The sequence below is a fragment of the Bradyrhizobium sp. T-12 genome, assembly GCF_058314695.1.
The window spans coordinates 4,953,490-4,967,297 of record NZ_CM177756.1; the positions used below are offsets into that span (position 1 = coordinate 4,953,490).

The window sequence follows — 13,808 nt, forward strand, 5'->3', positions numbered from 1 at the left end:
TGGTTAACAGCTGGTTAAGAGGATCCCCGACACCTGTCCCCGTGCGGGACAGTCATCTACGCCCCCGTGATTCTACGTCTCCAAAAGTGGCATTAACCCAACCGTTTGGCGGCGCCGGCACGGGCCAAGAAGTCGTTTTGGATCGAGCGATTCATGGGTTATTAAGAGTTGGGGACGGCAAAACTTGCCGTGGGACGTTAAGAAATCGCAGTTTGGGGCATCGTAGGCCGGTGGTTGGCGCATCCGACCATGGGCACGACAGAAGCGCCATTTGTCGGGGACAAGTATGCAAGGCAGCCCTATCACCTTCATCGTCGCGTTCATCGTCGTCCTGGCGTTGATCGGCGTCGCTGCTTGGCTGGTTCGCCGATTCGCCACCAGCCGGCTCGGCGCCAACACCCAGCGCGGCAGGATGCCCCGCCTTGCCGTGATCGATGCCGCCGCGGTCGACGGAAGGCGCCGCCTGGTGCTGGTCCGGCGTGACAATGTCGAGCACCTCCTGATGATCGGCGGTCCCACCGACATCGTCGTCGAGCCCAACATCGTTCGCGCGGCGCATGGCCGCGATCAGCTGCCGCAGCGCCCCAACGCCGCCGAGCCGCCGCGCCTTGCCCCGATGCCCGATGCCGGAGGCTGGGCCGACGAAGCGCCGCGGCCAGAGCTGCTCGATCATCCCGAGCCGCAAATGCCGGAGCCGCCGCCGCGGCCCGCACGCCCGTCCTTCGCCGACGAACTGCGCCGGCCCGCTCCCGCGCTGGCCGAACGCCGCAGCGAACCGCCGATGGGCGGCTTTCCACCCGAACCGATCGCGCCCCGTCCCGAACGCGAACCACGCCCCGAGCCGCTGCCGCCGCGCGTCCCGCGCAGCGAGCCGCCGCTGATGCCGCGTCCGCCGCGTCAGAGCGAGCCGGCCAAGATGCCGCCACCGCGCGCCGAGCGCGCCGCCGCACCGCCGCCTCCTCCGCCCGTGCCGCAGGCGCCGCCCGTTCCGCCGCCGGCGCCCGCTCCCGCGAGCCCTTCGAGCGCCGAGCAGAACCTCGCCGAAATGGCGCAGCGGTTAGAGGCTGCGCTACGCCGACCCGCCGGCGAAACGGTCGCCCCTCCCGTCGCGCCGGAGCCGCCGGCCGCGCCGCCCCCGCGGGCGGCTCGCAGCGAGCCGGCCGCGCCCCCGGCTCCGCCACCGAAGCCGGCCGCGGAAAAGACCAGCTTTGAAAACCTCGAAGACGAGATGGCCTCGCTGCTCGGCCGTCCGAAGCCGTCTTCGTGAGGCTGCCGTCCCTCCCGCGTAGAGTTGTTTTCTTTTCTGTCCTGATCGCCGCGGCTTCGCTCGCGGGCCCTGCGCATGCGCAGGACATCAGCATCAATCTCGGCGGCGGCGGTGCTGGCGGTGGCGGCGTCACCGAGCGCGCGATCCAGCTCATCGCGCTGCTCACCGTGCTGTCGATCGCTCCGTCGATCCTGATCATGATGACGTCGTTCACGCGCATCGTGGTCGTGCTGTCGCTGCTGCGCACCGCGATGGGCACGGCGACCGCGCCACCGAACTCGGTGATCATCGCGCTCGCGATGTTCCTCACCTTCTTCGTGATGGGCCCGGTCTTGCAGAAATCCTACGACGACGGCATCCGGCCGCTGGTCGCCAACCAGATCGGCGTCGAGGACGCGCTGCAGCGCGCCTCCGTCCCCCTGCGCGGCTTCATGCAGAAGAACGTGCGCGAGAAGGACCTCAGGCTGTTCCTCGATCTCTCCGGCGAGGCGGCGCCGGCGACCCCCGACGACCTCGCCCTTCGCATCCTCGTCCCCGCCTTCATGATCTCCGAGTTGAAGCGCGCCTTCGAGATCGGCTTCCTGTTGTTCCTGCCCTTCCTGATCATCGACCTCGTCGTCGCCTCCGTGCTGATGTCGATGGGCATGATGATGCTGCCGCCAGCGACGATCTCGCTGCCGTTCAAGCTGATCTTCTTCGTGCTGGTCGACGGCTGGTCGCTGGTGGCGGGGAGCCTGGTGCAGAGTTACGGGGGATGAGGGGGACACCGCCCCTTCAACAAGGAAAGCCGGCTCCGTCCCGCATCGACAACGGAGTTGCACTCCTCTCCCGCTTGCGGGAGCAGTGATTGGTTTCAACCTGAAGCCGTCGGTGTTACCGCGTCATCTTGATCTGCCGCACCACCGGGATCGTGGGCAGCGAGCCGGTGTGCTCCGCTTCGTCCTTGGCGTGGGGGGCGGCCGGTGCGCGGGCGGTGGCGTCGGGGAAACGCTGCTTCATCTCACGCAGGAATCCGTCGAGCGTGTCGACGCTGGCGGCCAGCTTGGCGATCTCGGCGAATTCGGCGCTGGAGGCGGCGGCCGGCTTGCTGGCGATGTCGAAGGCGAGACGATCGGCGCTCTCGCTCATCAGCGGCGCGTATTTCTCGCGGAAGCGCGACAGGCCGATCGAGTCGTCGGCGAGCGCATAGCCGACGGCGGCGCGGATGATGTCGCTCTTCTCCACCGCGTTGAGCGGCTTGAAGTCGCGGAAGCGCTCGCCGTAATAGAGTTCGATCTGCTCGGCGGACTCGCGCCAGCGCCGTGCCGCCCAGAAGATGTCGGAGCGCAGGCGGAGCACTTCGCGCCCGGAGACGTTGGAGACGATGTCGAGCGCGAGATCGTGACGGCCGACGTCGCTCTGCGCGCGCGCCTCCAGCAGCAGGCGCTGCTGCCTGAGCTCGCCGGAGAGATCGCTGATGCGGCTGGCGCGCAGCGCGGTGATCGCCATGTCGGGCTTGCGGTTGGCGAGATAGATCATGGAAAGGCGCGCGGCGACCTGGGCACGCGCGGCGCCTTCGAGGCGATGGTCGACCTGGTACTGCAGGAGCTCGGCAGCCTGATCGAGCAGATCGATCGAGGCGAGACGGTCGGCGAGCCGGCGGATCAGTTCGTCGCCGCGACGGCCGATCGGCGTCAGCTCGCGGAACTCGTAGAACATCCCGAGCGCTTCGACCGGCGGCAGCTCGTCACCCTTCGGTCCCAGGAAGATTTGCGTAAACAGCTCGGAGGCGAGGTCCTGCGCCTGACGGGAGGCTTCCGCGTTCGGCTGCAGCCGCGTCGCGGTGCGCGCCGCGGTGAGCGCGTCGCGGTAGCGACCGCTGTCGGCATACATGCGCGACAGCATCTGCAGCGTCCTGACCTCGATCGTGTCGCCGCGCCAGGTCATGGACAGGGTCTCGAGCTCGCGTAGCGCGTCTTCCTTGCCGATCTCGTCGCGCTTCTGCCGCAGCGCGACTTCGAGCTGCTTGGCTTCGGCGGCCGCCGGCCGGTCGGCCGAGGCGGCAGCGAATTTGTAATCGTCGAGCGCGTCCTTGTCGTGGCCGAGCGCCTCGGCGAGCCGGCCGCGCAGCACGGCGAAGCCGGGCGCAGCCTCGGGCGGGACGCCGACCACCTCGAGCTCGCTGCGGCGCTTGGAAGCGCCGGCATAATCCTTCACCTCGAGCGACGCGCGCATCGCATCCATCGTCACGATGCGCTGGATGTCGAGCGGCAGCGAGGCGATCGCGAATTCGACGTTCTTGAACTTCTCGCGCGCATCCGCCCATTTGCCCTGACGCGCAAAGGCGAGCGCCTTCCAGAGCTGGGAATCGTGGCTGTTGCCGATCACGGGATTGGCGAGGTCCTTCAGGCCCTGCGTCGGGCGGCCGATCAGGATGTTGGCGATCGCATGCATGATCAGCGCGCCGCTCTCCTCCTTGTTGAGGGGATCGGTCAGCATGACGTCGGTGACGGCCTTGGCCTCGTGATACATCGCACGCGACATGTAGAACTGCGCGAGGTCGAGCCGCGGCAGCGAGCGCAGCGCCGGCTCGACGGCCGAGATCGCCGTCAACAGCTCGCTCTGGCGTGCCATGAAGTTTTCCGACTGGCCCTTGCGCCAGCCTTCGGGACTGAAGACGGGGCGGACCGCGGTCGGTGCGCGCTCGGCCGAGATGTCGACCGGCGACAGCGTCAATCCGCCCTTCTTGCCGAGGATCACCTTGTCGGAGCCGACCTCGACGCCGACCTCGTCGGAGTTCGGCCGGATCGCGATGCCATGCGCGGATTCCAGCAGCGAGAGATCGACGAGATCCTGCCGCTTGATGAAGCCGCGCACCGGCCGCTGCGCGGTGACGACATAGAGCGTGTCGCCGGCGTCGGGATCGGTGAGCTTGTGCAATTGGCCGGGATTGGCGAACGGGATCGCGATGTTGGCGAGCGCGGGGTCGGTGATGTTGCGCGACATCATCAGCGGCAGCGGCGTCGCCGAGATCTTGTCGGCGAGCGTCAGAAGCCAGTTGGTCTCCTTGCCGACCTCCTCGCTCGCCAGCGAATAGACCAGCGGACGGGTGAGACGGATGCGCACCGCCTGCCCCTTGTCGAGCGGGATGCGGCCGACCTCACCGATCATCGCGCCGCCCCTGGCGCGGATCGCCTCGACATCGATGGGCTTCGGCGTATCGAACACCAGCCACACCGTGTCGCCGCGGCGGAACGCGGCCGCGGGCGTTGCGACAGGAATCGGGAACGTCACGCGCAAGCCGTCGCTGTCGCGGCGCGCATCGACGCTGGCGATGCTCGGCTGCGGCGCGGCCGGCGCAGCCTTTGCGGTTTCCTTGACACCTTCCTTGACCGGCTCCTTCGCGGCCTCTTTCGGCGCTTCGGCAGCCGCGGGCTTGGCCGGCGGGGCCGCCGCTTCAGCGACGGGAGCCGCGGGCTTCGGGGCTTCCTTCAAGCTATCCTTGGGCGCTTCCGGAGCATGCGCCGCCTCAACCGCGGGCGCCGGCTTCGGCACTTCAGCGGCCGGCATCGCGGCGGGCGCCTCCGGCTTGACCTCGGGCTTGACGTCGGGCTTGACGTCAATCCTGGCTTCGCGCGCGATCGTCTCGGAGGTCGGCGGCGCGATCTCGCGCTGGGCCTCCTTCGGCTTCTCGGCCGCGGGCTTCTCGGGCGCCGGCTGGGGTCCGTGACCGGCGGGCTTCATCTGCGCGATCGCCGCCTCGGGCGTCGCGGCCATCTTGCCCTTGTCGGGCTGGAAAGACACGTCGACGACGTAGTTCTTCTCGTCTCGGAACGAATGCACGTCGGAATCGCCGATCAGCGCGATCTCGACATTGGTCTGGTCGATGTCGGCCTTCTGCTTGATCGAGGCGACGTTCGGCGGCGCCGCGACGACCGCGTCCGCCAGGTCGAAATTGAGGTTGGCGTTGAAAGCGAGCGTGAGCTTCTGCTCGTTGAGCACGGAGGACACGCCGACACCGTCGGGCATCTCGAACACGAAGCGCACGAAAGTCGGCTGCACCGAGGCGCGCACGCGGATCGGCGGACGCTTCTTGGACTCGGCCGCGGCGCGCTGGGCGCGCAGCGCGCGCTCGGCGACGCGTGCGCGCTCGGCAAGCTCCTTGACGACGTCCATGGGCAGGCTCGGCGGAGGCCCCTTCCAACCCTCGGGCAAGAGGTCGATGAAGGTGCGCTCGCCGGCGTTCATGGTGTTGACGGTGACGCGCCGCGCCAGCGACAGGCGGATGGCGCTGCCGTCGGGATCGCGGCGCGCGGAATTGATGTAGTCAGGCGCGCCTGCCGGCACGCGATCGACGGGAACGTCGACGGGCCGGTCGAACCGGATGACGAGGATGGAGCCCGCGGTCGTCACCTCGGAGGGAACGTCCTCGCCGAGCTTGATGACGAGACGGGCAAAGCCGCCGCCGGCCGAAAAACTCGCCTCGCCCCTGACCGGATCAGCCGCCCGGGCAGGCGTACCAAGGCCGATCAGCAGGCAGACCGCCAGCAGGGCCGCGCTTCGGACATGACGCGACAGGCCCGGCGCGAAAGCGCGGGCTCGCGACACAAATCCACCGGCAGCCTCTCGCCCCATTGGCGGCATGTCTTCCGTTTCGATGGTCCAGCACGGCACTGATGCCGGCCCCTGCCGTCGACTGTAGGTCTCGCCAATTAAGGACTTGTTAATGCTATATCTTGATTTGCTCTGGAGGCAGCACGCCGTGCCGCATCGAGCGTCGACGGGTCCGCCGTATTTGAATTTGAGACGCCGATGGTTAAGGATTTGCTAACGCCTGCACAACGGTCCTGCCGGGGTTGGCCACCCCCTCACGGCATCCCATAGCGGACAAAGGCTTCGTCGATCCGAGCGTCAATCTTCTTGGCCGCCAACATATCGCTTTGGCCACCATCTGTGTCGCCGAGTTTGAAGCGGGCAAGCCCTCGGCCGTACAGCGCGCTAGCAAGCTTGGGCGCGAACCGCAGCGCTGAGTTGTAATCATCTATCGCCGCGGAGAATTGCCCCAATTTCAGATTTATAAGAGCTCGCGAGTCGTATGCTGCCGCGTTGTTCGTTTCCGATCGAAGCACAATATCGCAGTCTTCCAGCGCAGCCTGCAAAGCGCCAAGGACGGCTCGGGTCCAACAGCGGCCGCTCCGCGCCGCCTCCAGCTTCGGATCAAGGCGAATTGCCTCGTCATAGTCCTGCGCGGCACGGTCGTACGCGTTCGCCTTCAGGTACGCCGCCGCGCGGTTGGCGTAGGCAGCGCCATAGTTCGGGTTGAGCTTGAGCGCCTCCTCAAAAGCGCTGATCGCTAAATCGTTCGCGCCCGTTTTCAGATAGGCCACCCCGAGGTTGTTGAAGGCTTTCGCATAGTTCGGGTCAAGCCTGGTCGCTTCGAGGAAATCCTTGATCGCGCGTTCGTAGTCGGCTTTAGCGCTATAGGCATTCCCCCTGTTGTTGTAGGCGACAACGAAGCCGTTCAGCGCCCCCTCGCCCGCTTCGATAAACGCCGTGCAGCCATCGATCCGAGCTTCGGGTGAGACATGGTCTGAGCCGTTACACAGTTCAACCGTCTTGAGGGAGCTGCCCTTCTGCTTCTGCGCCCAGCCCGACGAACTGGACAGGACAAGCATAAGAGCGAGCATCACGGCCTGGATGAAACTGGCTCTTGCGGTCATTTCCACACCACGTGTCGAGTCCGACAGTGAATGAAGCGCCACTGCTCATTCTCCCCGGCCGGCGCTGCAGCGCTCGGCGGCTTCGGACCAAGCGAGTTTCTCAGCAGCCTCGACAGATGTTGAGCCTTCGATTGCTGCTTCGATCGGGCTCCGGCGCCGCGGATGTCGGCGGCTTCTTCAGGAGCTTGCTCTTGCCCTCTTCGATCAAGGTAGAGAATCTGACCGACCCATCATCCAAAATCTCGATGTGCGGCGTCGTGCCCCGGATCCCGAGCGTGGCGACGGGGGTATCGACCTTCATGTCGCCTGTCTCTGCGACGCTGCCTGCGACAAAAGTGAACGTCCCCTTGGCGAGATTGAATAGGCTCGCATTGGACTTGCCGGCCGGCTCATACACATAATGATCCAATACCATACGGGCGTTGCTCGATAGATTGAACGAGCTGCCGTCGGTAAAGTTGATGGCGACCCGGCCATCGACCCCCGTCTGCACCACATCACCAAGATAGACGGGATCACCCGTATTGGCCCAGATGGGGTCACCCGAGACATTCGCCTGAACGATCACTGCGCCCGCATGTTCGATCGTGACCGAGCCGGTGGCAACCACCACCTTCCCAATCGGTTTCGATGACGAGGTAGCGACGGCGGGCTTGGCGGAATCGATTTGCGCTCGAGCCGCACCCGGTAAGAAGCAGGCAAGCGCCACAACGAGGACGGTCGCCAGAGCGGCTATCGCAGGTCTGCACATGATCCCCCCTTTCTGAGAAGATCTTGCCGCTAATCCGCGGTCTATCCTGACCCGCGCGACGCAGCCGCAATAACTATAATATTGTTTAATTTTATTAACTGGACTACCTTATCTCCGGCGCTGCGCAAGCACCATCAATTAAATCCATCTCGTTTGTCAATTTGATCACATTGGCGGGAGGGGCACGGCGGGGAATGGGCGGTGAGCTTCGCTGTCCCCGGCGCAATGCGTCTCCCTCTTAGACTTGATTTTTTTCGGCGGGCAAGCCTTCGGGGCTGCCGGCGCCAAGAACGTTTTTGCCTTGGCGAGGACCCGAGCAAGGCAGCACGCCGAGCCTGAAACGATCACCCAGGCGAGGTCGAGCCATGTTAGTTGCATCCGGCATCCAGGTTGATAACGGGGCCGTCACGTCCCTGCCCGCCGAACTCATCGGCCATATTCCGACAGTGATCGGTCGCTGTACGCTGACGCGAGCGAGCGGCATCGCCACACAGGCAGTGGCCGGTGCGCCTATCCACCGGGGCGACGTGCTGGAGACCGATGCCGACGGACAGATCACAATTCGCTTCATCGACGGCACTTTCTTCAACCTCGGCTGCGGCACTCGCGTTGAGCTGAGCGAGTTCGTCTTCGACGCCGAAGGCATGCCACTTGCAGCCCTGTTCGACGTGACGCGAGGGAGCTTCAGTTTCGTACCAGGCCGGCTGGCACAAGCCGGGGCGCTCCAGCTGAATACCCCCATTGCAGGCATTCGCGCCCGGGGGCACGCAGGCTGTTTCGGGATGCTGACGCTTGCTGCATTGACTTTCTCGGCCGCGCAAGACGCCGAGGCGGCGGATCCGGATGTCACATTCCTGGAAGACGATTCCATCACCTACAAGGACTTTGCGCACGGTGCATTCGAGCTCGTGACCAAGGAGCGGATCCCGCGGCACATCATCGTCGAAGATCCCGGCGAGACGATCGTCATCAAGAAGGTGGGATCAACCATCAGCGTCAACCAAGTCACGAACACGTCCGCTCGCATGGACGAATTGCGCGCCTCTCAGCAGGACGTGCTCGCCAATCTCACCGACGGGCAAGGTCCACACGGATCGAGCACACCACCCTTTGTCAAATCCCTGTCGCTGCAGCCGATCAATTTCATTCCGTCCGATGCGCCCACGCCGCAGAAACTGCTGGCCCCAGTGACACCATTCGTCATTCCCGTTTTCGACCCTGTGCCGCCGACGCTCAGTACCGGAGCGGGGCCAACCGAGCTCGATACGGTGGTGTTTGATACATTCACTCCGACGAGCGGAGTTTTCGCCGCCAGCAGCACCAGCAGCGGCGCCAAGCTGACCTTTGGTGTCATAGGGGCGGCCGCCGGCGAGACGATCCTCGACGGAGTGACATACGATCTGTCAAAGCCAAGTCCGTACGGGACGCTCTACGTCAACAGTGCGAGCGGTGCCTACACGTTCGTGCCTGACAGCGCCGCGATCAATGCGTTAAAGTCTCCCTCGACCGACGATTTCGTCATCACGGTTTCCGACGGCCTCAATTCTGCGAGCAAGACGTTCACGATCATCATCAACGGTGTCAACGACGCTGCAATCATCTCTGGCAATACGACCGGTTCGACCATCGAGGCTGGCGGCATAGACAATGGAGCGCCCGGCACGCCGATTGCTACCGGCACCCTTTCCGATACCGACGTCGACGATCCGCCCAATACGTTCACGGCGGTGAGTTCGCCAACCACCAGCACCGGTGGCTATGGCACCTTCACGATGACAGCGTCCGGCGTGTGGACCTACACTTTGGACAACGCCAATCCTGCAGTGCAGCGCCTCAATGCCGGCGACACGCTCACCGACAACTTTACGGTGACCACGAGCGGAGGCACCACCCAAGTGGTGACGATCACGATCCACGGAGCCAGTGACGCCGCGATCATCTCCGGCGCAACGACCGGCGCAGTGATCGAGGCTGGCGGCCTCGCCAATGCAAACCCCGGCACGCCCACCGCAACCGGCATCCTCACCGATACGGACGTCGACACGACCGCAAATGCTTTCACGGCAGTCGCCTCGCCAACGGCGAGCGCCGCCGGCTACGGCACCTTCACCATGACGGCAGCCGGCGTGTGGACCTATGAGCTCGACAACGTCAACGCAGCGGTGCAGGCGCTCAACACCGGCGAGACATTGACCGATACGTTCACAGTGACCACCCTGGACGGAACTGCCCAAGTCGTGACGGTCACCATCCATGGCACCAACGATGCTGCCATCGTTTCAGGCACCTCGACCGGCTCGGTGACTGAGGCCGGCGGCATCGCCAATGCGACACCCGGCAGCCCGAGCGCAACGGGCACGCTCTCTGCCGCCGACGTCGACAATGCGACTAACACCTTCACCGCGGTGAGTTCGCCGAGGGCGAGCACGAATGGGTATGGCACTTTTACGTTAACCGCCGCCGGCGTGTGGACCTACACGCTCGACAACGCCAGCGGCGCGGTGCAGGCGCTCAATGTCGGCGGTACGCTCACCGACAGTTTCACTGTCACAACCCTCGACGGCACGCCGCAGGTGGTGACGATCACCATTCAGGGCAGCAACGACGCGGCCCTCATTTCTGGCACCACGACCGGCTCGGTGACCGAGGCAGGAACTTTCTCACCTGGCGCTCCCATCGCGACGGGCACGCTCACCGATACAGACGTCGACAATGTGCCGAACACGTTCACCGCAGTCTCTTCGACGGCAAGTGACGGCGGATACGGCACGTTCACGATGACCGCAGCCGGCGTATGGACTTACACCCTAGATAACAACAACAGCGTGGTTCAGGCGCTCGACGTCGGCGACACGTTGACCGACACGTTCACGGTAACTGCCATCGATGGTACGACGCAGACGGTGACCGTCACCATTCATGGCGCCAGCGATGCAGACCCCAACGATTTTGATAACCTGGCCACCGGATCTGCAGTGATCTCCGATCCTCCGAACGTGTATGGAACACCGGGGAGCGAAACCATCGCCGGCGGCGGCGACACTGGTCAGATCATCTACGCGGGAGCGAGCAGCGATACCGTCAACGGCACGGGCAAAGCCGACGTTCTCTATGGCGGCTCAGGCGATGACACCATCAAGGGCAACGATGGGGATGACGTGATCTTTGGCGGCTCGGGCAGCGATACAATCAACGGCAACAACGGCAATGACGTCATAACCGGTGGTTTTGGTGCGGATCAACTCACCGGCAGCAATGGCAACGACCGCTTCGCTTATTTATTCGTAGCCGATTCCAACGCAAACCAGTACGACACCATCACCGACTTCGCCTCGGGGGCTGACAAGATCGACCTGACTGCCTTTGGCGCGCTTGGGTTTGTCATATTGGCCTTGAGCTCAACCAGCACCGTCGTGCCGGCACATACGATCGCCTGGCTCTACGACAGCGCGGCCAATCAAACGATCGTGTACGTCAATCCGACGGATCAGACCCTGCATGTCGGCGATTCCGGTCTGCTCGAAATTCATTTGCAGGGGGTTGCAACCATCGACGCGTCGGACTTCATCACGGCGCCGCCGGCGGCACCGGTGATGGCGGTAGCCGGCGATCTGCTCGACCTCACCGCAACCGCGCAGAGTGACGCGACCGCCGTGATGACGACCACTTCCGAAGTCTCGTCCGATGTCGGCGGCGGCGACGGCACGCTTCTCGCTGCGAGGAGTTCGGCAATCCAACCAACCGAGCCTGCCTCAAGCCTCGATTCGAGCTGGGACGAGATCGCAGCGAGCGAATATTCCAGCCTGCCCGGTTCAGACGAGGTGCAAACGCTAGCGATCGAAACGCCCCGCAGCGACGCGGCACCTGCCCCACCCGGTGCGCTGGCGGTGATCATGCAGCACATGGTCACATACACGGAGACCAGCTTTGTCTTCGACAACCTGACCGGTTTCGAGGCCGCCTCAATGGTTGGCAAAAGCGGCACGATTGCCGCGAGTGGCCAGCTGCCCGACATTCCGATCGCCATGCTGAATTTTGCCCATGACGCTGCCGAACACCACGCTGGAGGCAGGTTTGCGCCGGGGAGCGATGCTGACGACGGCACCTTGCCACCGGGACGCGCCGCCAAGGCGGCTCATGCCCATGATCAAACCGGCGATGAAACGGCAGACACGACGCTCAACCCAAGCCTCCTGAAGTCAGCGACCGGCGGCGTCAACCATTTGCCGACCGGCGAGGCGGAGCAGCACAACCCGTCCCAGGGAGCGTCTGGATCCCACCCCGCCGGTCCGCAGCTGCTTGGCGACTCATTCGAGTTTATAGGTGACGCTTCGCCTGGCTCACTGCACAGCGCAGTGTTGGATCGTCTCTCGGACATCGTCGGTCAGCACGAGCAGGCTGAGGGATTCCATGCGTCCGAGCTGGCGTCCAAGCCTGAAACATCCGGTTTTGAGTCGCCTCACGGCGCAGGAACAGTTCACGGCCATGTGTTGCACGATCTGATCGTATGACGCTCAGGTCGATTGCGTTTTCAGTGTTGCTTGTCGGCGCCTTCTGGCGCCGAGGAGTTCTGTACGCCGAGGGAAGATCCAACATCGTTGCCGTCGTCAACTTCTGGCGGCGCTACATGCTGATGGCTAAGGGCGGACGTCCACGCTGATGTCATCGCCGCTATGAGCAGCCGGTTGACGGCCTCAATGACGCGCTCCGCTGCGGACGAGTAGTTCATGGCCTCCTCCTGCGCTGCCGATTGCGAACGGCCGAAGCGTAGGACCGCGGCTTGAGCGCAACTGTACGGCACTTCACACCTGCGCGCGTCAACTCATCGCAGTCCCAGAGGGTGCCGCCTGGATCGACTGCATCCGCCGCGGGAGTTCGATCGAGTTGCTGGGCGCGCGCTCTCACAACCTTCGGCACGTTGCGGTTCGCGCGCGACTCTGAATCAGATGTGACCTCGGCGATGCGAATCGCATTGGTTAGCTTTTGGGGGGTAATCAATGAACGGAGAAGCCGGTTGCATTGTGTGTAGCAGGGCAAGAGCGGTCGTAGCGATGGTTCCGATCGCCAGCGGATACGCCCTGAAAACATTTGAGTGCTCCTGTTGCCATAGCACCCTGCAGCTCGTCACTCGCGTCACAGAGGCGCCGCTGATCAAGCAGCAGCTAGATACTCTTCCTCGGGTGGAGAAGCAGTTGCGCCCGCCTGTTCGCAGGGTGCAACAGGTCTTCGCGAATTAGGCACGCAAGGCTCTCGTTGGGCTCCAGTCGAACGACCACGCTGCAACGCGTCCGGTCGCGCCAGCTCCGTTCGCCCTGCGCCCTCAATTCGGCTTTTGCGTCGGCTTGCCCTCGATCTTGGGCAACTCGGCGGCCGAGGCGGACTGATCGCCGCCGCCATTGGCGCGGCGGGCCATCTCGACCGTCAGCTTCTCCGCCGCTTCCGGCGACATCAGTCCCATGATGTCCGACATCTTCCGCGGCGCGATCGCCGAGGCGATCTCGATCAGCACGCCCATCTCGAGGCGGTCGAACACCCGCGCGGCGTCCTTGGGCTTCATGCCCTCGTACATGGTGACGAGGCCCTTCATGCGCTGGGCTTCGGCGGCCTTCTGCTCGGCCTGCGTCGCGGAGATGCGGGTTTCCACCGCCTTCATCTCCTCGACCTTGCCTTCGATGCGCTTCTCGGCCGATTTGAGCAGGCTTTCGCGGATGTCGATCTCACGCTGGCGGGCCTCGATCTCCTGGCGGCGCGCCTGCAATCGCTCGAGGATCGCGCGCTCGGAGGCCGAGACCTGCGGCTGGCCCTCCTCGACCTTGACCACGGTGCCTTCCGGCTTGGTCTCGGGCGCGGCGGGCTTCGGTGCCTCCTTCGGCGCGCCATGGGTCGAGCCCGTGATGATCTCGGGTTCCTCGCGGCCGGTCGGGAAGTTCAGGTTCTCCTGGGCCCAGGACTTCTTGGTCTGGTTTGGCTTGTAGTCGAAGACATAGCCGCCATTGATCACGAGGCCCGCGACCTTCAGCGTGGCGAGGCCAGCGACGGCAACCAGGACGACCGGAATGACGCGGATGTTACGAAAGGATTTCATATCCTG

At 64.4% G+C, this 13,808-nt stretch carries 8 protein-coding genes; 3 read left to right on the forward strand and 5 right to left on the reverse strand.

The genetic code is table 11. The annotated features are described in order from the left end of the window. Positions 1–286 precede the first annotated feature (286 nt). Complete coding sequence (locus AC0WRY_RS23760) at positions 287–1,267, forward strand: flagellar biosynthetic protein FliO (RefSeq protein WP_212069420.1); 981 nt, start codon at positions 287–289, stop codon at positions 1,265–1,267. Beyond that, the gene (gene fliP, locus AC0WRY_RS23765) at positions 1,264–2,025 is read left to right on the forward strand and encodes a flagellar type III secretion system pore protein FliP (RefSeq protein ID WP_491121209.1); all 762 of its coding nucleotides are present in this window, start codon (positions 1,264–1,266) and stop codon (positions 2,023–2,025) included. The genes AC0WRY_RS23760 and fliP overlap by 4 nt, the downstream gene beginning before the upstream one ends. 115 nt (positions 2,026–2,140) lie before the next feature. Here fliP and AC0WRY_RS23770 read toward each other — a convergent pair whose 3' ends face one another. From AC0WRY_RS23770 to AC0WRY_RS23780, 3 genes are all read right to left on the reverse strand, one after another. Then, on the reverse strand, positions 2,141–5,881 hold the full coding sequence (locus AC0WRY_RS23770) for a tetratricopeptide repeat protein (protein WP_491121211.1): 3,741 nt from the start codon (positions 5,879–5,881) through the stop codon (positions 2,141–2,143). 233 nt (positions 5,882–6,114) lie between these two features. Beyond that, positions 6,115–7,008: a tetratricopeptide repeat protein gene (locus AC0WRY_RS23775; protein WP_491121213.1), complete on the reverse strand. Its 894-nt coding sequence runs from the start codon at positions 7,006–7,008 to the stop codon at positions 6,115–6,117. A gap of 58 nt (positions 7,009–7,066) precedes the next feature. Beyond that, positions 7,067–7,717, reverse strand: coding sequence for a FecR family protein (locus AC0WRY_RS23780; RefSeq protein WP_491121215.1), 651 nt, complete (start codon positions 7,715–7,717; stop codon positions 7,067–7,069). Between the two features lie 365 nt (positions 7,718–8,082). Between AC0WRY_RS23780 and AC0WRY_RS23785 the strand changes: the two genes are divergently transcribed. Then, a complete protein-coding gene (locus AC0WRY_RS23785; RefSeq protein WP_491121217.1) occupies positions 8,083–12,228 on the forward strand; it encodes a VCBS domain-containing protein in 4,146 nt (1,381 codons plus the stop codon). A 20-nt stretch (positions 12,229–12,248) separates the two neighbouring features. Here the strand turns inward: AC0WRY_RS23785 and AC0WRY_RS23790 are convergent, their stop codons facing one another. Then, positions 12,249–12,446 (reverse strand): hypothetical protein, encoded by a 198-nt coding sequence (locus AC0WRY_RS23790; protein ID WP_211418878.1) that lies wholly within the window; start codon positions 12,444–12,446, stop codon positions 12,249–12,251. 591 nt (positions 12,447–13,037) lie between these two features. Further along, a complete protein-coding gene (locus AC0WRY_RS23795; protein WP_194403232.1) occupies positions 13,038–13,802 on the reverse strand; it encodes a MotE family protein in 765 nt (254 codons plus the stop codon). Positions 13,803–13,808 lie beyond the last annotated feature (6 nt).

Bases quoted from the DNA above. Each gene is read 5' to 3' on its own strand.
- AC0WRY_RS23780 (WP_491121215.1), bottom strand. From the start codon at position 7,717: ATGTGCAGACCTGCGATAGCCGCTCTGGCGACCGTCCTCGTTGTGGCG.
- AC0WRY_RS23795 (WP_194403232.1), bottom strand. From the start codon at position 13,802: ATGAAATCCTTTCGTAACATCCGCGTCATTCCGGTCGTCCTGGTTGCC.
- AC0WRY_RS23760 (WP_212069420.1), top strand. From the start codon at position 287: ATGCAAGGCAGCCCTATCACCTTCATCGTCGCGTTCATCGTCGTCCTG.
- AC0WRY_RS23770 (WP_491121211.1), bottom strand. From the start codon at position 5,881: ATGGGGCGAGAGGCTGCCGGTGGATTTGTGTCGCGAGCCCGCGCTTTC.
- AC0WRY_RS23790 (WP_211418878.1), bottom strand. From the start codon at position 12,446: ATGAACTACTCGTCCGCAGCGGAGCGCGTCATTGAGGCCGTCAACCGG.
- AC0WRY_RS23785 (WP_491121217.1), top strand. From the start codon at position 8,083: ATGTTAGTTGCATCCGGCATCCAGGTTGATAACGGGGCCGTCACGTCC.